Annotated in this window: 14 protein-coding genes and 1 tRNA gene; 8 read left to right on the top strand and 7 right to left on the bottom strand. The window is 66.1% G+C overall.

From position 1 onward, the window contains the following. The gene (locus tag H8M03_RS10505; RefSeq protein ID WP_187479388.1) at positions 1–1,401 is read left to right on the top strand and encodes an efflux transporter outer membrane subunit; all 1,401 of its coding nucleotides are present in this window, start codon (positions 1–3) and stop codon (positions 1,399–1,401) included. Between the two features lie 15 nt (positions 1,402–1,416). Here H8M03_RS10505 and H8M03_RS10500 read toward each other — a convergent pair whose 3' ends face one another. From H8M03_RS10500 to H8M03_RS10485, 4 genes are all read right to left on the bottom strand, one after another. Next, the gene (locus H8M03_RS10500) at positions 1,417–2,724 is read right to left on the bottom strand and encodes an alkaline phosphatase PhoX (protein WP_187479387.1); all 1,308 of its coding nucleotides are present in this window, start codon (positions 2,722–2,724) and stop codon (positions 1,417–1,419) included. Further along, complete coding sequence (locus H8M03_RS10495) at positions 2,721–3,755, bottom strand: phytase (RefSeq protein ID WP_187479386.1); 1,035 nt, start codon at positions 3,753–3,755, stop codon at positions 2,721–2,723. Before H8M03_RS10495 ends, H8M03_RS10500 begins: the two co-directional genes overlap by 4 nt. Beyond that, positions 3,755–6,109: a TonB-dependent receptor plug domain-containing protein gene (locus tag H8M03_RS10490; RefSeq protein ID WP_187479385.1), complete on the bottom strand. Its 2,355-nt coding sequence runs from the start codon at positions 6,107–6,109 to the stop codon at positions 3,755–3,757. Before H8M03_RS10490 ends, H8M03_RS10495 begins: the two co-directional genes overlap by 1 nt. A gap of 211 nt (positions 6,110–6,320) precedes the next feature. After that, positions 6,321–6,695: a hypothetical protein gene (locus tag H8M03_RS10485; protein WP_187479384.1), complete on the bottom strand. Its 375-nt coding sequence runs from the start codon at positions 6,693–6,695 to the stop codon at positions 6,321–6,323. A 77-nt stretch (positions 6,696–6,772) separates the two neighbouring features. Here H8M03_RS10485 and H8M03_RS10480 point away from each other — a divergent pair, with 77 nt between their 5' ends. From H8M03_RS10480 to H8M03_RS12925, 4 genes are all read left to right on the top strand, one after another. Further along, positions 6,773–8,953 carry an RNA degradosome polyphosphate kinase gene (locus H8M03_RS10480; RefSeq protein ID WP_187479383.1) on the top strand — a complete coding sequence of 727 codons (2,181 nt, stop codon included), beginning with the start codon at positions 6,773–6,775 and terminating at the stop codon, positions 8,951–8,953. A 6-nt stretch (positions 8,954–8,959) separates the two neighbouring features. Next, complete coding sequence (locus H8M03_RS10475; RefSeq protein WP_187479382.1) at positions 8,960–10,393, top strand: Ppx/GppA phosphatase family protein; 1,434 nt, start codon at positions 8,960–8,962, stop codon at positions 10,391–10,393. A gap of 92 nt (positions 10,394–10,485) precedes the next feature. Next, on the top strand, positions 10,486–13,080 hold the full coding sequence (locus H8M03_RS10470; RefSeq protein WP_222931875.1) for a GAF domain-containing hybrid sensor histidine kinase/response regulator: 2,595 nt from the start codon (positions 10,486–10,488) through the stop codon (positions 13,078–13,080). A gap of 186 nt (positions 13,081–13,266) precedes the next feature. Beyond that, the gene (locus H8M03_RS12925) at positions 13,267–13,395 is read left to right on the top strand and encodes a hypothetical protein (RefSeq protein WP_281399844.1); all 129 of its coding nucleotides are present in this window, start codon (positions 13,267–13,269) and stop codon (positions 13,393–13,395) included. Positions 13,396–13,434: 39 nt separating this feature from the next. Here the strand turns inward: H8M03_RS12925 and H8M03_RS10465 are convergent. Further along, a tRNA-Thr gene (locus tag H8M03_RS10465) sits at positions 13,435–13,510 on the bottom strand. 165 nt (positions 13,511–13,675) lie between these two features. Here H8M03_RS10465 and H8M03_RS10460 point away from each other — a divergent pair. From H8M03_RS10460 to H8M03_RS10450, 3 genes are all read left to right on the top strand, one after another. Further along, positions 13,676–14,962, top strand: coding sequence for a PAS domain-containing protein (locus H8M03_RS10460; protein ID WP_187479381.1), 1,287 nt, complete (start codon positions 13,676–13,678; stop codon positions 14,960–14,962). A 98-nt stretch (positions 14,963–15,060) separates the two neighbouring features. Further along, positions 15,061–19,680, top strand: a complete 4,620-nt coding sequence (locus tag H8M03_RS10455) for an NAD-glutamate dehydrogenase (RefSeq protein ID WP_187479380.1) — start codon at positions 15,061–15,063, stop codon at positions 19,678–19,680. Between the two features lie 4 nt (positions 19,681–19,684). After that, positions 19,685–20,545, top strand: coding sequence for an ATP-grasp domain-containing protein (locus H8M03_RS10450; protein WP_187479379.1), 861 nt, complete (start codon positions 19,685–19,687; stop codon positions 20,543–20,545). Here the strand turns inward: H8M03_RS10450 and H8M03_RS10445 are convergent. Then, positions 20,519–20,764: a ribbon-helix-helix domain-containing protein gene (locus H8M03_RS10445; protein ID WP_187479378.1), complete on the bottom strand. Its 246-nt coding sequence runs from the start codon at positions 20,762–20,764 to the stop codon at positions 20,519–20,521. The two genes, H8M03_RS10450 and H8M03_RS10445, sit on opposite strands and share 27 nt — an antisense overlap. Then, positions 20,761–21,483 carry an acetoacetyl-CoA reductase gene (gene phbB, locus H8M03_RS10440; RefSeq protein WP_187479377.1) on the bottom strand — a complete coding sequence of 241 codons (723 nt, stop codon included), beginning with the start codon at positions 21,481–21,483 and terminating at the stop codon, positions 20,761–20,763. Before phbB ends, H8M03_RS10445 begins: the two co-directional genes overlap by 4 nt. Positions 21,484–21,504 lie beyond the last annotated feature (21 nt).

The raw sequence follows: 21,504 nt of genomic DNA, 5'->3' as shown, positions 1-21,504 counted from the left end.
ATGAAATTTGCCAACCTTGTCATCGGCGCGTCCGCACTGGCCCTCGCGGCGTGCGCCGTCGGCCCAGACTATACGCCCAAGACCGTCACGCCGTCGGCCGCCGCGCCGTTCATGGGGGCCGAACAGACCGCGCTCGTGACGACCGGCGCACCCGCCGGTGACTGGTGGCGGCTGTACGACGATGCCGTGCTCGACGCGCTGGTCCGCGATGCGCTGGCCGCAAATACCGACATTCGCGTCGCCGTCGCCCGGCTTGCCCGGGCGCGGGCCCTGGTGCGCGAGGAACGCGGCGCGCGCGAGCCGCAGCTGGGCGTCGGAGCCGGCGCCCAGTACGGGCGCTCGTCAAGCTCGCTGGCGAGCGGAGATACCGACAGCGACCTGCAGGTCAGCGGCGGCTTGGACGTCGCCTACGACGTCGACCTCGTCGGCCGCATTTCGCGCCGGATCGAGGCGGCGGGTGGCGACGCCGAGGCCGCGGCCGCCGACGCCGACGCAGTTCGCGTGGCGATCGTCGCCGATACGGTCGCCGCTTACGCCGACGCGGTCAGCGCGGCGGAACAGGTTGGCGTAGCCGAGCAGATCGCCGCGCTGCTCGACCGATCCTATCAGCTGACCGAAAAGCGGCATCAGCTGGGCCTGGCCAACGGCCTCGACACCGCGCGCATCGCGACCCTGCGCGACCAGCGGCGGGCGGCCATCCCCTTGCTGCAGGCGCAACGCCAGCGCGCCTTGCTGCGTCTGGCGACGCTGACCGGGCACCCACCGCGCGACCTGCCAGCGCAGGCGACCGACCGGCTGAGCGCACTGCGCATGGAACAGGCAATCCCGGTCGGGGACGGCGCAGGCCTGCTGGCTCGCCGGCCGGACGTGCGCGCGGCCGAGCGCCGTCTTGCCGCCGCGACCGCGCGCATCGGGGTCGCCACCGCGGATCTGTATCCGCGCATCACGCTTGGCGGATCGGTCGCGGCCGGCGGGTCGGGGCTGGGCAACCTGTTTTCCAACCCGATCGGCTTTCTCATCGGACCGCTGATCAACTGGACCGCCAACCGCAGTGCCGCCCGCGCGCGGATTGCGGGCGCGGAGGCCGATCAGCAGGCCGCGCTCGCCACCTTCGACGGCACCGTGCTCGGCGCATTGGAGGAAACGGAAGCGGCGCTCGCCGCCTATCGCGAGGCGATCAACCGCCGCGACGCGCTGCGCGCCGCGAACACACAGGCCGAACGGGCCGCGACGATCACCCGCGCCCGCGAGCGGGAAGGCGACATCTCCTCGCTCGAACTGCTCGACGCCGAACGCACCGCGGCCGACACCAAGGCCGCACTCGCGGAAGCCGACGCCGCCATCGCGACGGCGCAAATCGCCCTGTTCCGGGCGCTAGGCGGAGGCTGGAGCCAGACCTGATACCTCGGTCGGCCGTCAGGAGCGGAATGGCCCGGTAATCGCCAGCGTCTTGGCCGGACTAAAGGCATTGACGAACAGCGTCTGACCGTTGGGGGAGAAGCAGGCGCCCGCCCATTCGGTCTGCAAGCGCAGGCGCGCAAACGGGAATGGCGTACCGTCGGGGCGGATGCCGCGAATGTAATTGTCGACGACGTCCGTATATTGATCCTCGCACACGTAGAGGTCACCGCTCGGCGCGACGGTCAGGTTGTCGCCATAGTTGAACTGGTCGGGCGCCGTGGATTCGAAGAACAGGTCGAGCGCGTCCGGGCGGTCGCCCCGGCCGATGCGCAGGCGCATGATCTGGCCAAGCCTGGCCGCGCCGCCCGAAGTGCAGGCAAAGTACACTTCGCCGCGGCCCATGTGGATGCCTTCGCCGCGGGCAAACAGCAGGGCGCCTTTTTCCGCGCCCTGGTGGCGCAGATTGTCGCCCGGACTTTCCACGCTGGTGACGTCGAGCCAGTAAGCGGGCGCGGGCTGGCGCACCGCAAAGTCGGCCCGGGTCCAGTTGCGGCTGTCGCGGCGTCCATCGCGCAGCGCCAGCGCCTGTAGCCGCCCGCCGCGCGCCAGCCGGCCGCGCATGTAGGGGAGGAAGCGGTAAAGCAGGCTGTCGTCGCGATCCTCCGTCAGGTAAACGATGCCGGTCGCCGGATCGACAGCGGCGGCTTCATGATTGAAGCGGCCGAGCGCCTTGATCGGCACCGGGTCGACGCGCCCGGTGTGATCGGCCGGTACTTCGAACACCCAGCCATGGTCGCGGGCGATCTTGCCGTCCGGCTTGCTGGTATCTTCCTCGCAGCTGAGCCAGGTTCGCCAGGGCGTGGTGCCGCCGGCGCAATTGCGGATCGTGCCGGCCAGCGACCGGTGCTGCCGTTCCACCCGGCCCGATGCCGGGTTGTACACGATGGTCGTGGTGCCGCCGGGCAGGCCAATGCCGCCGCGATGATCGTAGGCGGTGCCCGTGACCCGCGATGGCTGGTGCGCCTTCAACTCGTGATTGCGGACGAGGATCAGGCGGCCGCCCGCACCGGTGAACACGCCCATGCCGTCGGCATTGTCGGGCACCGGCTCGCCATCGTCCATCGGCTCGCCAAGCGCGGAGATGACCCGGTAGGAAAAGCCTTGCGGGAGGTCGACCAGGCCATTCGGATCTTCGACCAGCGCGCCATATCCGGCGACTCCGCCGGTCTCGCGCCGTGTCACGCAGCCCGATGCGGTGAGGCCTGCGAACGCCGTGGCAATGAACGACGCGCCGAACTGGCGCCGATCGAGATTGAGGGTCATTTGTTCGGGCCTCCAAGCGCCGCGAGAATGTCCGCCCAGGCTGCCAGCTTGAAGTTCTGCGCTGCGGGGGCGTTGTGGCCGTCCTGGGCGACGAACAGACCGCCGGGAAATTTCGGTCCGAAGCCCCCAAGCGCGACCGCGATGCCGTCGGTTTCTTCCGTCGCGCCAAAGGCGCTGCGGCCGATGCGGAAGCGGCCGGCCGGCGCGAGGTCGGTCAATCGGAACAGCGCATAGGCGTTGTCGCCCTGGCTGGACGCGATGAGGTAGCCGGTCCCGGCAGCGTCGGCGGCGATGGCGAGGCCTTCGACGTCGGCAACAAGATGCTGGCCGTCGACCCGCGCCACCAGCGTTCCCGTCGCCGGACCTTCAGCCCGCGAATCGAACTGCCAGATGCCGGCGGCTTCTTCGCCGACGAACAGGCGGTGCGTGCGGGAATCGACGACGCAGCCTTCGGTCTGGGTGGGAATTTTCAGCGTGCGGACGATCGCGCCGGACGGCGCGGCATCGGACAGGTCAATGCGCACCTGCGCGACGGTGCCGTCCTTCAGAACAGAAAAGGCGTCGACCGATTTCGGGCCGATCCGGTCGAGGCACAGGCCGTAGCCTTCCCCGGTTCCGCCCGTGACAGTCCCCAGCGGGACGAGCGCGGCGGTTGCCGTGTCGAGCCGGTAAAGCCGGATCTTGGCGTTGGCGATGTCGTTGCGGTCGCTTGCCGCCACCAGCACGAACCCATCGTCGAGGTCGAGCAGGTCGACGTTATTGAGCAATCCCGCACCGTCGAAGCCGCGCCGCTGGCCATCCAGACCGTAAACGTACAGCCCTGCCTTCTTGTCGGTCGCGACGATGAGGCTTTGGGCCGGATCGGCCGGGTTGCGCCAGATCGCCGGATCGTCGGCGGCGTCGGCGTTGGCGGTGCCGACAGGCACGGTCTCGGCCCGCGCGGTGACGACCACAGCCGGAGTGGACGGAACCGGCGGGACGGTTGCGCAGGCGGACAGCAAGGCGGCGCCTGCAAGGACCCAGGCGCGCATCAGAATGCCGCCCTTGCGATCAGCTGAAACACCGGGCCGGCCTTTTCGGATTCCAGTTCATATTCGTCGAAATCGCGGTCAAGCTGGTCCTCGATCGTGTCGAACTTGTTGAAGGTTTCGCGCTTGGCGCTGTTGAGCAGGTTCGAGCCGACGCCGCGAACGGTCAACCATTTGCCGAACCGTTTCTCGACAAACAGTTCGAGATCGGCGCCGTAGGTCGTGCGCACTTCCTCCCCCACGAACCGGTCCCTGGCCGAACCCTGCTTGCGGTAGGTCGCGCCGAATGCCGCGCCGTAGCTCCGGATGTCCTGGATGAAGCCCAGATTGTAGACATATTTCGGCTGGCCGTTGAAGCGGCGGGTGCCCGCAAAATCCTCGATCTCGCTATCGAGCAGCGAAAGATTGCCGAAGATGCCGGTGTCGGGAAGGCCGAGCATGAACAGGCTGGTCGACAGGTCGAATTCGATCCCCCACGCCTTGCCGTTGCCGCTGTTTTGCGGTTGCAGGATGAAGGTGCCTTCGCCTTCCGATCCTTCCAGCCCGGTGTTGGCGATTTCCACAAGGTCGCTGACCTTGCGATAGAACAGATTGACCCCCGCGACGCCGGTGCGGCCGATCTTATGTTCGTAACCGACGTCGACGCCCCACGCCGTTTCGGGCTTCAGATCTGGATTGCCGAGCAGGTCGTTATCGCCCAGCTCACCTTCGAGCAGTGCTGGCGACAAATAGTCGAAACGCGGTCGGCGGTTGGTGCGCGCGCCGGATACGGTGATGCGGTCGCTGTCGGTCAGGCTGATCTTGGCCGACGCGGACGGCAGCAACAGGCTCGACTTGCTTCGGCTTTCCGAGAATTCGGGATCGACGGTGAGGTCGACGATTGCCATGCGCGTCGTTTCCAGCCGCACCCCGGCTTCCCATTTCACCGCCGCGCTATCGCCTTCGACGAGGGCGAAGACGTCGCGGCGCTTCTCCTCGATGGTGTTGAGCCCGCCGGTGACGGCTTCGAACTCTTCGAATTGCGGGTTCAATTCTCCCGGTCCGGCGCCGAACGGATCGTAGCTGCTGCGAAACGCCTCGGTCAGGTCGTCTTCCGCCTCGGCCGAGGAAACGTCGGTGTCGCGATCCTTGTCCTGGTAAAAGGCGCCGAACGAGACTTTGGTCGTGCCGCCAACAGAAATGGAATGTTCGAGGCCGAGCGAGAACTCGCGGTCGCGGATATCCTGCAACGTGCGCTCGCTCTCGTAAGCGGGCGGATCCTCGTCGGTGTCGAAGTCGATTTCGGTTTCGGTCGATACGACGTCCTCGACAAAGCGCGAATAGCCGGTGCGAAGCGTCGTCTCGCCCGCTGCCCAGCGATGCTTCGCCTTGCCCGTCAGCGAATAATTATGCTGGTCGATATCCTCGAACTGGCTGTTGTCGGTCAGCAAGTCGCCGCCGACGGTGCCGCCGACCGGACCGGTCAATGCGGTCGGGTCGGAATATTCGCGCGAACGTTCGCTTTCGGTGCGGTCGGTGCGGACGTAGAACCCGCCGACTTCGACATCGGTATTGCTGCCTTCGATCCCGTAGGTCGCGTTGAGCGCATAGTCGGTGCCGTTGCGCGTGTCGTCCTGGTCCTCGCGATTGTCGAACTCGTCGGTCGCGTAATCGGTATTGTTCTCCGGCGAATCGCCGAAGCGAAAGCTGGATTTCTTCTTAGGATTGTAGCGCCCCTGGATGTTGCCGCCGAGCAGCATCCGCCCCGGGCCGACTTGCCCGCCCCATACCGCGCCAAGGCTGGGTTTCAGCTTGCCGTCGTCGAAGCGAAGGCCGCCGACGCGGGCGTAGCCGCCGTCGAGTTTGTAGCCGTCGCGAAGCACGATATTGAGCGTACCGGCCATGGCGTCACCGCTGCGCCGCGCCGAGGCCGAGCGGACGATTTCGACCCGGTCGAGCAATTCGGCCGGAATACGGTCGAGGAAGAAGCTTCGGTCGACGTTGGAGCCCGGCACCTTTTCGCCGTTGATGAGGATCTGGGTGTATCCCGGGTCGAGGCCGCGGAGCCGCGCGCCGTCGCTTTCGAGCACGTCGCTGAGGAAAGTCACCGACGGCACGCGCTTGAGCGCGTCGCCCGCGGTCAGCGGTTCGAACCGCTGGAAATACTCGCTGTCATAGGTGAGGACCGGTTCGGCCGCATCGCTGCGGTTGCGGTAGACGATCACGCCGAGGACGACGATGTCGTTCGCGGATTCGGGGTCATCGGAATTCTCGGTGGGATCGACCGACCCGCTGACCTCCGCCTCCTGGGCCGGCGCCGGAGAAAGAGGCACGGCAAGGGCCGCAGCGGACAGCAACAAGGATGATGATAAACGCATTGTGATACCCCAAGGCTTTGATTTGCCCAGGGCATTAGGGACGGGCGAAGACTCTTCCGCGAAGGCACGGTGACGATCTTGTGTCGATTAGAATGCGTTGCCGAAATGAAACGGCCGGCGGGCGCGGCGAGCCGCTTTCACGGCACAAAATGAAGGGCCGCGGCGAACCGCGACCCTCAGTTCCGGTCGGCAAAGTCGTTCGAACGACCGCTTATTTCTTCTTTTTCTTCGGCTTGGCCTTTTTCGGCGCGGCGGCTTCCTGGCCCAGTGCATCCACGCTGCGCCGGGCGATGTCGAGCGCCAACGTCCACAGGGCACTGCCCTGCTTGGCGACGTGCGCGCCGGCTTCGCCGATCTCGTCAGCGGCGGACGCGGCGAGGGCCTGCGCCTTCTTCGGGTTCTTCAGCGCGGCTGCGGTCGCGACCAGCGCTGCCGCGACGACTTCGGTGACCAGCGGGTTGTGCGCCAGTTCGACCGCCTTGTCCTGGACCTTGCGCACGGTGGTTTTCTTCGAGCCTGCCTTGGCCGCCGCTGTCGGCGCCTTCTTCTTCGCTCCGTCCGCCTTCTTGGTTTTGCCCTTCGCCACCGATTTTCTCCTGTCAAAGCGTTGAAGTCATACGCCCGTAATACACTCCTGTTTCAAAGCCGCTACAAACACCCCCGATGAAGAAAGCGAAAAAGCGATTGAACGCGCCGCGAAGCTCCACTCGCGCAGCCAAGGCTGCGATCAAGAACGTGCCGCCGGAGGATCGCTACTTCAATCGCGAGCTGAGCTGGCTGGCGTTCAACGAACGCGTGCTCGAGGAGGCTCGCAATCCCCACTACCCGCTGCTCGAACGGCTGCGCTTCCTGTCCATCTCGGCCAGCAACCTCGACGAATTCTTCATGGTCCGGGTCGCGGGACTCAAGGCGCACCAGGCGCTGGGTATAGAAAACCGGTCGGCCGACGGCCGCACGCCCGCGCAGCAGCTGGCGGCGATTACCGAGGCGGCCGACACGCTGGCGACTCGCGAGCATGAGGTGTGGGACGAACTTCGCGCCGCGCTTGCGCAGTCGGGAGTATGCGTCGTCGGCGACGAGCCGCTCGACGAGGCCGCGGAAGCCTGGCTGTACCAGCATTTTCGCAACCAGATCTTCCCGCTGCTGACCCCGCAGGCGATCGACAGTTCGCATCCCTTCCCGTTCATCCCCAACCGGGGCTTCAGCCTGGTGTTCGAACTTCGCCGCGGACGCGCCGCGTCGATCTACGAACTGGTCATGCTGCCGGCGGCCTTGCCGCGCTTCATCCGCATCCCGGGCGAAGATGCGCGCTACATCGCGCTGGAAACGCTTATCCGGCGCAACATCGACTACCTGTTCCCCAAGCACGAATTACTGCGCGGGGGCGCGTTCCGCATCATCCGTGACAGCGACATCGAGGTGGAGGAAGAGGCCGAGGATCTGGTCCGGTACTTCCGCACCGCGATCAAGCGGCGCCGCCGGGGCCGCGTCGTTCGCCTGGAGCTGGAGCCCGAAATGCCGGAGGCACTGGTGGAGATCGTCGTAGACGGACTCGACGCCGCGAACGCCATCGTATCCGAAACGCGCGGATTACTCGGCATGGCCGACCTGTCGTGCATCGTCGAGGAAGACCGCCCCGACCTGAAATTCCCGGCGTTCGATCCGCGCTTTCCAGAGCGGGTGCGCGAATATGGCGGCGACTGCTTCGCCGCGATCCGCGCCAAGGACTTCCTGGTGCACCATCCCTACGAAAGCTTCGAAGTGGTGGTCGAATTCGTGCAGCAGGCCGCAGCCGACCCCGACGTGGTCGCGATCAAGCAGACGCTGTACCGCGCCGGCAAGCAGTCGCGCATCATTCGCGCGCTGATCGACGCCGCCGAGGCGGGCAAGTCGGTGACCGCCGTGATCGAACTGAAGGCCCGATTCGAGGAAGAGCAGAACATCGAATGGGCAAGCGCGCTGGAGCGGGCCGGCGTGCAGGTCGTCTATGGTTTCATCGACTGGAAAACGCATGCCAAGGTGTCGATGGTCGTTCGCCGCGAAGAGAAGGGCTATCGCACCTACTGCCATTTCGGGACCGGCAATTATCATCCGGTGACGGCGCGCATCTATACCGACCTCAGCTACTTCACCGCCGACGCCAAGATCAGCCGCGATGTCGCCAAGCTGTTCAACTACATCACCGGCTATCTGGAGCCGCGCAACCTGCGCCAGCTGGTGATCTCGCCGCACGGGATGCGCACGAGCCTGCTTGCCCTGATCGACGCCGAGATCGCCGCAGCCCGCGCCGACAAGCCCTGCGGCATCTGGGCCAAGATGAACTCGCTGGTCGACCCGCAGATCATCGACAAATTGTACGAGGCGAGCTGCGCGGGCGTTCCGATCGACCTTGTCGTGCGCGGCATCTGCTGCCTGCGTCCGGGCGTTCCGGGGATGTCGGAGAAGATCTACGTCAAGTCGATCGTCGGCCGCTTTCTGGAGCATGCGCGGCTATGGTGCTTCGCCAACGGTCACGAACTGCCGCACCCCGAAGCGCGCGTTTACATCAGCTCCGCGGACTGGATGCCGCGGAACTTCGACCGCCGCATCGAGTACATGTTACCGATCGAGAACCCGACGGTTCACGCGCAGATATTGGATCAGGTGATGCTCGCAAACCTCCTCGACAACGAGCAGAGCTGGCGGTTGAAGGCCGACGGCACGTACGACCGCCTGGAGCCCAAGGCGGGCCATGAATTCAACCTCCACCATTATTTCATGCGCAACGTTTCGCTGTCGGGTCGCGGCCAGGCGCTGAAAAAGGGCCGAAGGGTACCCAAATTGCGGTTCCAGCGCGGCCGCTAAGCCAACATGTCGCACAAACCTGTTGCGATCATCGACATCGGTTCGAATACGGTCCGGCTGGTCGTGTATTCGGGCGACCAGCGGGTGCCGATCCCGCTGTTCAACGAAAAGACCTTCGCCGGGCTCGGCGAGTCGCTGTCCGATACCGGCAGGATCTCGGACTCCGCCGCGCGCAAGGCGCTGAAAGCGCTGCGGCGATTCAAGCTGATCGTGAAGCAATTCGGCGCGGGCCGCACCAGCGTGATCGCCACGGCGGCGGTGCGCGATGCCAGTAACGGGGCCGAGTTCGCGCGGGAGATCAAGGCGCTTGGCCTGCCGCTCAAGATGCTGGAGCCGGAAGAGGAAGCGCGGCTGGCAGGGCTTGGCGTGATCTCGGCCATCCCCTGGGCGGACGGCATCGTCGGCGACCTTGGCGGCGGCAGTCTGGAACTGGTCGAAGTTGCCGGCGGCTGCACCGGCCACGGCCTGTCCTTGCCGCTGGGCGTGCTGCGGGTCGACACGGACCGGCGCACGGCGCGGCGGATGCTGGAGGAAGCGATCGACGCGGCCAGTTTGGACTGCGCGGGGGATCGCGACCTGTACCTAGTCGGCGGATCCTGGCGGGCGCTGGCGCGGATCGACGCGCTGATCAACCAGCATCCCTTGCCGATCCTGCACAATTACCGCATGCTGGCCGCCCGCGCCGCAGAGCTGCAGAAGCTGGTTGCGAACCCCGATCCGCAATGGAGCGGCAAGATCGCGTCGAGCCGGTTGGCGGCCGCGCCGGCGGCCGCCTTCCTGCTGTCGATCCTGGTCGAACGTCTGACTCCCCGCTGGCTGATCGTTTCGACGTACGGCATTCGCGAAGGCCTGCTCTTCTCGCGGCTCAGCCGGACGGAGCAGCGCCGCGATCCGCTGGTGGCAGCGGCGCAGGCGCTGAGCGAGGCCGAGGGGTTCGGCGACGGTCACGGCGCCAGTCTCGACCGCTGGATGGCCGGCTGTTTCGACGATCCGCCCAAGCTTGCGCGGCTGCGGCTTGCGGCCTGTTTCATTGCCGATGTCGCGTGGCGCGCCAATCCGCTGTTCCGCGCCGAACAGGCGGTCGAAGTCGCGCTGCATGCCAATTGGGTCGGCATCGATATCGCCGGGCGCGTGCTGATTGCCGAGGCCTTGTCCTGCGCGTTCGACAATGACGATCTGGCCGACACCAAGCTGCTGCAATTGTGCAAGCCGGGCGACGTCCAGCGAGCGCGCGCCTGGGGCCTGGCCATTCGCGCAGGTCAGCGCCTGTCCGGCGGCGTGGCCGCGATCCTCGATCAATCGAAACTGGTTGCCACCGAAGATGCGGTCGAACTCCACCTCGCCCGGGCCGATGCGGACCTCGTCAACGAAGGTGTGCTCAAGCGGCTCAAGCGTCTTGCAGCCGCGGTGGATCGGGAAGCCGCGGTCGTTCCGCGCTAAAGCCCCGAATGCGGGCGCACGCGGAGTGCTTTCTGACATTTACCCCTTAAAGCGCTGAGACTAACATCGCGCGTGTCGGCAAGTTGGAACGGGTGGTTCGCGTTTTGGGCACGGCTATCATCCCGGGCGATGGGGCGCCCCTGATTGGTGGCGGCGCTACCGGCGATCTCATCCGCCAGATGGACTGGGCAAAATCGGCGCTCGGTCCGATCGACCAGTGGCCGGCCGAGCTTCGCATCCTCGTCCAGACGACCCTCGCAGCGCCAGTTCCCGCCGCTCTGCTGTGGGGTCCGCAGGGCATCCTTGTCTACAACGACGGCTATGCCGCGGTGTGCGGTCCACGTCACCCCGAGGCACTGGGGCAGTCGGCGCTGGAAGTCTGGCCGGAAGCGCGCGAATTCAACGAGCAGGTCATCGCCGCCGGCCTCGAAGGCACTGCGCTTAGGTTCGAACGGCAGGAGCTTGAGCTGTGGCGTCACGGCGTTGCCGAACGCGTCTGGATGGATCTTGAATATACGCCGGTCCGCGATGGCAGCGGGGCGCCGGCCGGGGTGCTGTCCTTTGTGTTCGACGTGACCGAACAGGTGATGGCGGAGGCGCGTCTGTCCGAAAGCGAGGCGCTGTTTCGCTTCCTCTACGACGTCGGACAGGCCGTAGCGACCGTCGGCGATGCCGACGAGATACTGGCGATCACGACGCGGATGGTCGGCGAGCACCTTGGCATATCGAGCTGCGCCTATGCCGATATGGACGACGACGAGGACGGTTTCACTATCCGCGGCGATTGGGCGGCCCCGGGGTCGCAATCCATCGTCGGCCACTACAGCCTGGCGGCGTTCGGCCAGAAGGCATTGGTCGAATTGCATGCCGGGCGACCGCTCATCGTCAACGACAATGCGATCGAACTTGCGCCGCACGAGGCCAAGACGTTTCAGGACATCGGCATCGCCGCAACGATCTGCATGCCGCTGGTCGTCGAGGGTCGGCTCAAGGCCTTGATGGCGATCCACGACCGGCGGCCACGCACATGGTCGGACCACGACCTGGCCGTCATTCGCGAAATCACGAACCGGTCCTGGGCCCACGTCGAGCGAGTACGGAGCGAGGCGCGAACGCGCGAGAGCATGGCGGCGCTGGCGGAGCTCAACCACACGCTGGAGGAGCGGGTCGCGCGGGCCCTCGCCGAACGCAAGACTTTTGGCGATATCGTCGACGGTTCCGGGGCCGCGGTCACGGCCCTTGGCCCGGACTGGCGAATCCTGGCGATCAATCGCGTCAACATCGATGCATTCGAAAGGATCTACGGGCGCAGGCCAGCGGTCGGGGACCATTTCCTGTCGCTCTTCGATGACCGTCCGGAAGATCGCGCGCAGCAAGAAGCGATCTGGTCACGCGCCCTGGCGGGCGAAACGTTTCATGTGGTCGAGCAATTCGGCGATAGCGCGCGCGATCGCCGCTATTATGAGGTTCGTTTCGATCCGCTGCTGGACAAGGACGGCGAACGGATCGGGGCGGCCAGCACATCCTACGACGTCACCGACCGAATCGCGGCGGAGCGCAGGCTCGAGGCGGCCGAAGAACAGCTGCGCGCATCGCAGAAGATGGAGGCGATGGGGCAGCTGACGGGCGGCGTCGCGCACGATTTCAACAATCTGCTCGCGCCGATCCTGGGCGGTTTGGACATGTTGCGGCGAGAGGAGGTGGGCACCGCGCGGCATCAGAAGCTGATCGCCGGCGCCATCCAGTCGGCCGAACGGGCGCGGGTCCTGGTGCAGCGCCTTCTGGCCTTCGCACGACGGCAGCCGCTGCAGGCGCAGGGCGTCGACCTGAGCGCGCTGGTCACGAACATGCGGGAGCTTCTGACGACCACGCTGGGACCGCAGATCGCGCTGGACACGAAAGTCGAACAGGGCCTGCCGTCCGCGCATGCGGATCCCAACCAGCTCGAGATGGCTTTGCTCAACCTTGCGGTCAATTCTCGCGACGCGATGCCGGAGGGCGGAACGCTGACCCTGACGGCCGCTGTGGACGAGCTTGGCGCCGACAATGCCGCCGCCCTGGACGCCGCAACCTACGTCCGACTGACGGTCAGCGACACGGGCCAGGGCATGCCGGCCGACATCGTTGCGAAGGCAGTCGAACCGTTCTTCTCGACCAAGGGGATCGGCAAGGGAACGGGTCTTGGCCTGTCGATGGTCCATGGTCTCGCCCGTCAACTTGGCGGCGGACTCGCGATCGACAGCGCACCGGGCGCCGGCACGTCGGTGCACCTTTGGCTGCCTTTGAGTGAAGAACAGCCGCGCAGCGCGATGGGCGCCGCCCCTGCGATTGCCGAGGGCGTCCACTCCGGCCTGGTTCTGCTGGTCGATGACGAGGAGCTCGTTCGGCTCAGCACGGCCGATATGCTGGGAGAATTGGGGTACGAGGTCGTCGAGGCCGGATCGGCCGAACAGGCCCTTGAAGAGGTCCAGCGCGGTCTTACCCCGGACCTGCTGGTCAGCGACCATCTTATGCCCGGCATGTCGGGCGTCCACCTGGCACGCGCCCTGCGGGCAGACCGTGCGGACCTCAAAGTGCTGATCGTCTCCGGCTATGCCGAAACGGAGGGATTGGCGCCCGAGTTTGCCCGGCTCGAAAAGCCGTTCCGTAAGGACGAGTTGTCGGCGCGCCTGGCCGCTTTGCCATAGGCTGCGGGCGGCTGAGCGAGCGGCCGATCAGGGCAACACCTCGGCAAGTTCGGTGAGGTTGCCGAAGGGGTCGGCAAAAAGGCGAGCCGGAGACTGATCGCTTCGAGCACGAAGGGCTCGGTGACGATGGTGACGCAGCGATCCCGCAGCTTTGCGACGGTGTCATCGACGCTGGTTCAGGCAAAAGTGGCGATAGCCGGCGTAGGCGAGGCTGCTGCCGAGGTCGGTGTAGGGCCGCGCGTCCCGCGGACCGGTCTCGCCGCCACCGAGAACCTCGATGCCCCTAGCGCCGTGGTCGAAGTGCTGCGGGTGTAAGGCCGAAGGATCGCCCAGGCCGGGTTTGCCGAAGGAAGGTGGTGCCGCTTAGGTGACTCGAACACCTGACCCCATCATTACGAATGATGTGCTCTACCAGCTGAGCTAAAGCGGCATTTCGCCAGGCGACGGGCCGAAACCCGCGCAGCGGGCGCCGCCCTACCAGCGGCCACGCCGCCCCGCAAGCGGGTGCGGGCCATCCGATTTGGCGAACATGCTTAACATTTTGGTAACCCTGTTCGCGGCATTCACTTCGGACTGAATTTAACGGGGCGGCTGAATGGACAGCTATCGCGATTATGCGGCCGAGTTCGAAACCGCCGATACGGCGGCGGAGGATCATGGGCCTGATGCCTCGATCGGCACCGACGAACGTCGGATGCACGTCCGCGCCTACAATTACTGGGTCTCGCTGCTCGACGGGCGGGACTATCCGTCGATCGAGGACCTGGAGCCGGGCGACCTCAAGGATTTCGCGCCGCACAGCGTCCTGCTCGACTTTACCGCCGGCCGCGACAATCCGGCGACGCCCTACATCGGCGATGCCATCCGCGTCGAATGCGACCTGCCCGAACAAGTCACCACCATCGACGAGGTGCCGAGCCGGTCGCTGCTGTCGCGGCTGACCGATCATTACATGCAGATCATCGCCAACCGCGCGCCGGTCGGCTTCGAGGCCGAATTCGATAATCAGCGCAACGAGACGATTTCCTATCGCGGCATCCTGATGCCCTTCTCTTCCGACGGCGAGACGATCGATTTCATCTACGGGGTGATCAACTGGAAGAAGGGCGATGGCGTGGCCCCGGTGCTGCGCGCTGCCTTGCCCCCCATTGCGGCGGACGAAGAGCCGCTGGAGCTGACCGACGCGGTGGCGTTCGACGACCAGCCGCTGGACCTGACCGAACCGCTGGCCGAGCCGGCGGCGGCGTACCAGGTGCCGCACATCGACGAGCCAGCCGAGGACCTGGGAACCGAACTTGGCGACGACGCCGGGCTGGCCGACCGGTTGTGGGCCGCGCGCGAAAGCGCCGAGGCGGTCAAGGATGCCGAAGGGCGCAGCCGCGAGGCGCTCTATCGGGCGTTGTCCAGGGCTTATGATTTCGCGCTCGCCGCCATGGCCGAGCCGGACGATTATGCCGAACTGCTCGAGGATTCGGGCATGAAGGCGCAGGCACGCGCGCCGATGACCCCGGTGGTTAAGCTCGTCTTCGGCATCGACTACGACAAGGCGCGGCTGACCGAATATTCCGCAGCCTTGTCCTTTGCGCATCGGCAGGGTGTCGAGACCGGCGCCTTCTTCGAGTTCATCACCCGGCAGGCCGGCGGCCTCAAGGCCCTGGTCGTCGCCGAACGCGCCGCGCGCCGGCCGCAGCCGAAGACCGACACCCGGACCGAACAGGCGCGCGAAAAGCTGCGCACGGCGCCGACGCTGTCGGCGGTCGAAAGCGACGAGGAGTTCGCGCTGGTGCTGACCCGCCGCACGCGCGACGGCGTTCATGAAGCAGTGGCGATCGTCGACGACGACGCCATGGTCGAGCGTGCCATTCGCAAGGTGGGCGCCTAGCAAGGTTGCAAAAAAGTCCGGCGGGTGTCCTTGTCCCCGCCGCGAGCCGGAGGCTATAGGCCGCGCGCATCGCGTCCTTCCTTGGAGCATTCACCCGCATGACCGCCCAGCCGCGCCTGCCGAAGACGCTGGTCGATACCATTCGCTCTGCATTGACCAGCAACGCCCTGCCCGGCGAGACCGAGAGCTTCGATAAGGCCCGCCAGTGCGAAGCCGCGGAATTCATCGCGTCCGCCCTCGCCGTTCGCGCGCCGCGCACCACGTCGATCCAGATGGAATCGACTGGCGGCGAAGCCGGCCGCCGGCGCATGCGGCTGGTCGCGGTTAACGAGGACATGCCGTTCCTGGTCGACAGCGTCGCCGGCGCACTGGCCGCCCGCGACCTGAGCGTCCACCGCCTGCTGCACCCGATCGTCAAGGTCACCCGCGACAAGGACGGCCGGGTCGTGAAGATGGGCGAAGGCGAGCCGGAATCGATCATCTACCTCGAGCTCGACCGCGCCGATGCGCGCGGCCGCCAGGAAGTGGTCCGCCAGCTCAAGCGCGTCCTGTCAGATGTGCGCGCCGCCGTGCGCGACTGGAAGCCGATGCTGGCCCGGATGGTCGAGGATGCCGAAAGCATCGCCGAGACCGATCCCGAGAGCGCCGCCCTGCTGCGCTGGCTGGCCGCCGATAATTTCACCCTGCTAGGCCACGGCAATTTCGGAAAGAAGGGCCAGGTCAGCGACGCGCTCGGCATTCTCAGGCATGAAAGCGCGCTGTGGGAGAAGGACGCGGCCCAGGCCGCGATCGCGCACCTGGCGCAGGAGGACCGCGCGGTCCTGATCCTGAAGGCCGATCGTATTTCGCCGGTTCACCGCCGCGTCCCGCTGGACGTCGTGATGGTCCGCCTGGGCAATGGCGAATTGTCGGTGCACACCGGCCTGTGGACGAGCGAGGCGTTGCGCACGTCCGCCCAGCACGTCCCGGTGCTTCGCCAGCGCCTGGCCGAGCTGGACCGGGAATTGGGATTCGCGCCGTCCAGCCACGCCGGCAAGGCGCTGGCGCACGTCATTTCGACGCTGCCGCACGATCTGCTGATCTCGTTCGACGAACAGGAAGTTCGCGCCGCGGCGCTGACCGCGATGAGCCTGGCCGACCGGCCGCGGCCGAAATTGCTGTTGCTGCCAGGTGCGCTGCGCCGGCACCTGTATGCCTTCGTCTGGCTGCCCCGCGACGAGCTGACCACCGCCCGTCGCCGCGCTATCGGCATGATGCTGGAATCGGAAATCGAAGCCCCGATCAGCAGCTGGCAGGTCGAACTTGGCGAAGGCGAACTGGCGCTCATCCGCTTTACCCTGCCGATCGACCCAGCGTCCGAACTGCCCGATGCCGACGCGCTCGACGCCGCCGTGGTGGAGATGGTGCGCGGCTGGAGCCCGGCGGTCGAGGCCGAACTGATCGCCGCCGCCGGCGCTCCGCGCGCTGCCCGGCTCGCGCTCAGCTACTTGCCCGCCTTCCCCGAAGGCTATCGCACCCGCACCAGTCCGGAAGAAGCCGCGCAGGACGTGGTTCGGCTGTCCGAACTGGCCGATGACGACCAGCGTTCGGTGCGTCTGTGCCGGTCGTCGCACGGCATGCACGAGCTTGAGCTCAAGACCTATCGCCGCGGCGACCTCATCCCGCTGTCCGAAGCCGTCCCGGTCCTTGAAAATTTCGGCTTCAAGGTGCTGGAGGAAATTCCGACTTCGCTGGCCGGCGGGTCCATCGGCTACATCCACGATTTCCGGCTTGAGCTGCCGGGGGTCGAGGACGTCACCCCGATCCTGGAGCGCGCGGCGGTCATCGAGGAAGCCATTTCCAACGTGCTCGAGGGCGCGGCGGAAGATGACGAGTTCAACCAGCTGGTGTTGTTCACCGGGCTCGATCCGACCGCGGTCGTGTGGATCCGCGCCTGGTTCCGCTACCTTCGCCAGACCGGCAGCGCCTTCGGCCTGTTGACGATCGCCGACGCCCTGCGCCGGGCGCCCGAAGCCACGCAGGCGATCACCGGCCTGTTCCGGTCGTTGCACGATCCGGCGACGCGCGGGCGCGACGCGGCCATCGAACGATGCCGAAGCGCCTTCGACGACGCGCTGGCCAATGTCCGGTCGATCGACGACGACCGCATCCTGCGCCGCATGCGCGCGCTGGTCGAAGCGATCATCCGCACCAACGCCTTCTCGCCCGCAGCGGCGGAAGCGCTGGCCTTCAAGATCAACTCCGCCGAAGTCCCCGGGCTTCCGGCCCCGGTGCCGTGGCGCGAGATCTGGATCTATTCGCCGCGCGTCGAGGGCATCCACCTGCGAGGCGGGCCGATTGCCCGCGGCGGTATCCGCTGGTCGGACCGGCGCGACGACTTCCGCACCGAAATCCTTGGCCTGATGAAGGCTCAGCTGGTCAAGAACAGCGTCATCGTTCCGACCGGGGCCAAGGGCGGTTTCTATCCCAAGCTGCTGCCGCCGCCGACGGATCGCGACAAGTGGGTCGCCGAAGGCACGGCAAGCTACAAGATCTTCATCCGGGCGCTGCTGTCGATCACCGACAACATCGTCGACAATAAGGTCGTGCATCCCGAGCGCGTGGTCGTCCGCGATGGCGACGACCCCTATTTCGTCGTCGCCGCCGACAAGGGCACGGCGACATTTTCCGACATCGCCAACGGCATCGCGCTCGACCACGGTTTCTGGCTTGGCGACGCGTTCGCCAGTGGCGGGTCGAACGGCTACGATCACAAGGCGATGGGCATCACCGCGCGCGGCGCGTGGATTTCCGTGCAGCGTCATTTCCTGGAAATGGGCGTCGATGTCCAAAAGGACCCGGTCAAGGTGGCCGGTGTCGGCGACATGTCGGGCGACGTGTTTGGCAACGGCATGCTGCTGTCCAAGTCGATCCGGCTGATTGCCGCGTTCGACCACCGGCACATCTTCATTGATCCCGATCCGGACCCCAAGACCAGCTATGCGGAACGCAAGCGCATGTTCGCGCTGCCGCGGTCGAGCTGGGCCGACTACAATACCGCCAAGATTTCCGCCGGCGGCGGCGTCTTCCCGCGTACGCAAAAGTCTATTCCCTTGTCGAAACAGGCGCGCGAGGCGCTGGGCATCGACGCCGCGACCGTCGATCCCGCGACGCTGATGAACGCCATCCTCAAGGCGCCGGTGGACCTGCTGTGGTTCGGCGGCATCGGCACTTATGTGAAGGCCACCCCGGAAAGCGACGCGGCGGTCGGCGACCCAAGCAACGATGCGATCCGAGTCGACGGCCGGGACGTTGCGGCGAAGGTCATCGGCGAAGGCGCCAATCTGGCGATCACGCAGGCCGGGCGCATCGAGTTCGCGATGAAGGGCGGTCGCATCAACACCGACTTCATCGACAATAGCGCCGGCGTCGATTGCTCCGACAAGGAAGTGAACATCAAGATTCCGCTCAACCGCGAAATGCGGGAGGGCAAGTTGTCGCTGGCGAAGCGCAATGCGTTGCTGGTCAAGATGACTGACGACGTTGCCGAAATGGTGCTGGAGGACAACCGGCTCCAGTCACTGGCCTTGTCGATCGCCGAAAGCGGCGGCGCGCGATCCCTGCCCGGCTATGTCCGGACGATCGAGATCCTCGAGGCCTCGGGCCGCCTGAACCGCAAGGTCGAAGGTCTTGCCGCGAGCGATGAACTGCTTCGCCGAGGCCAGGAAAATCGCGGCCTCACCCGTCCGGAACTGGCGGTCGTCCTGTCGATGTCCAAGATCGCGCTGCAGGACGCGGCCGAGCAGATGAACTTGGCAAAGGAAAAGCTGCTCGAGCCCGAACTGTTCGCGTCGTTCCCGAAGGCGATGCGAACTACGCACGCCGCGTCGATCCGCGCCCACCGGTTGCGCAACGAGATCATTTCGACCCGCGTCGCCAACCGCATCGTCAACCGGCTGGGTCCGGTCGTCGCGCTCGACATGACGGAAGAAGAAGGCGCGTCGCTGGGCCAGGTGATCATCGCCTTCCTGGTCGCGGAACGGCTGCTCGACCTGGATAAATTGTGGTCGCGCATCGAACATGCGGAGTTGCCGGAAGAAGTCCGCGTCGAACTGTTCGCCATCGCCGCCCGCAGCGTTCACGCGCATCTGTCCGACATCCTGCGTGCTGCGAGCGGGGAGCCCAGCGTCAGCGCGATGTGCAAGCTGCTCGATCGCGGCGTGCGCAAGATTTCCGCCGCCGCGACCAAGCTCATTCGGTCCGAAGTGCGCAACGAAGCGGCGGCGCGCCGCGACCATCTGGTCGAGCTTGGCGCCGACGAGGATATCGTCCGCGGCCTCGTCCGGCTGTACGAACTGGACGGCGTGTTCGGCCTCGCCGCGCTCGCCGCGCGCGACGATATCGACGAGCTGGCGCTGACCCGCGCCTACACCCAGCTGGGCGAAGCTCTGGGTCTGGATTGGGCGCAGCAGCAGATTGCGCGCTTCACGCCGCGCGACCAGTGGGAACGGCTGCTGACCGCCGGGCTGGCGCGCGATTTCGAACAGTTGCGGATCGATTTCCTTGGCCGCTTGCGCGGCAAGGATCCGGAGGCGGGCGTCGAAAGCTGGGTCAGCAAGCATTCGTCGCGCATCGACCAGTTCCGCGACCTGATTGCGCGTGCCCGCCGCCAGGGCGTGGTGACGTCGCCCATGCTGGCGCAGGTCGCAGCCCAGGCGCGGATCCTGCTGGCCCGATAGGCCGGTGAAGATCGCGGTCCTTACCCCGCGGCCGGATTACCCGGTCGAGTGGCGCTGGGCGTATGACGTGGAAGCCGATGCTCTTGCCGCCACCGGCGCGACGGTCGTTCCGCGATGCTGGATGGACCCGGTTGCCGCGGGGGAATTCGACCTTGTCATGCCGCTCGTCGCTTGGGGGTATCACCAGCGCTTTGGCGACTGGCTGGCGGTGCTCGACCGGCTGGAACGCGATGCGGCGCCGGTGCAGAACCCGGTGCCGCTGCTGCGGTGGAACAGCGACAAGGCCTATCTGTCGGAACTGTACGATGCTGGCATTTCCGTTGTGCCGACGCACGTCGCTGATGCGTTGGACAACAGCGCGCTGCAGTCCGCGAGCGAACGGTTCGGCAGCGACGATCTGGTCGTGAAGCCCCTCGTTTCTGCAAGCGCCTTCAATACCTATCGTTTGGGTCGGGACGAGGCCGTGCCCGATGCCGTGCGCGGTACGCGGATGATGGTGCAGCCGTGGCTGCGGTCGATCCAGACCAGCGGCGAATGGTCGCTGATCTTCTTTGGCGGCAATTTCAGTCACGCCGTCGCCAAGGTGCCGCAGCCGGGAGAATTCCGCGTCCAGCCCGAATATGGCGGGATCATCACCCGGTGCGATCCGCCGGTGGGCGCTACGGCCCTTGCGCAGGCAGCGCTGAGCGCCGCACCGGCCCCGGCACTTTACGCCCGGGTCGATATCGTTGCCGGTAACGACGGCGCGTTGCAGGTCATCGAGCTTGAATTGATCGAACCGGCCCTGTTCCTCGGCCAGGCCCCGGACGCCGTTGCTACCTTCGCGCAGGCGGTCGCGTCAGTTGTCGAGGGCGCGCGCGAATAGCCATTGGCGGATGGCGGAAGCGAGGTTGGCCGGCGGCGACTGCCCCAACCGGTCCGCGTCGATCCGCGCAATCACCGCGTTGAGCGGCAAGCCCAGTTCCACAGCCGCGCGCTCGAGCGCTGTCCAGAACAGCGGTTCGAGCGCGATCGACGTTTCATGACCGGCAATGGTGACGGACCTTTTGACCGGCGGCCCGGGAGGCGGCGGCGCCTCCGTCAATACATGTGCTGCCCGCCGTTGATGGACAGGGTCGAGCCGGTGACGAAACCCGCATTCTCATCGACCAGGAAGGTAACGCCGCGGGCGATTTCCTCGGCCTTGCCGAGCCGGTTGACGGGGATCCGCGCGACGATCTTGCCAAGCACTTCCTCGGGCACCGCGGCGACCATGTCCGTGTCGATATAGCCGGGCGCGATCGCGTTGACGGTCACGCCGTTGCGCGCGCCTTCCTGTGCCAGCGCCTTGGTGAACCCGTGGATGCCCGACTTGGCGGCGGCGTAATTGACCTGCCCGTACTGGCCCGCCTGGCCGTTGATCGACCCGATGTTGACGATGCGTCCATAGCCGCGGCCGGTCATGCCTTCGAACACCGCCTTGGCCATGTTGAAGCAACCGCCCAGGTTGGTGTCCATCACGTCCTGCCACTTGGCATGGTCCATGCGCTTCATCGTTGCGTCGCGGGTAATGCCGGCGTTGTTGACCAGCACATCGACCGGACCAAGTTCGCTTTCGACCTGGCTGACGCCGGCCTGGCATGCGTCATAGTCCGACACGTCCCATTTGAACGCCTTGATTCCCGTGCGATCGGTGAACGCGCGTGCACGGTCGTCATTACCCGCGTAATTTGCGGCGACGGTCATGCCCATGTCTTTCAAGGCAACGCTGATCGCCTCGCCGATTCCACGCGTTCCTCCAGTGACGATAGCCACTCGGCCCATATCCATCCTCCTCCTGTTTGA

This window comes from Sphingomonas sabuli (assembly GCF_014352855.1).
GTDB lineage: Bacteria > Pseudomonadota > Alphaproteobacteria > Sphingomonadales > Sphingomonadaceae > Sphingomicrobium > Sphingomicrobium sabuli.
The sequence above is the reverse complement of the archived record's forward strand: the minus strand, read 5'-3'. Positions and strand labels throughout refer to the sequence as shown.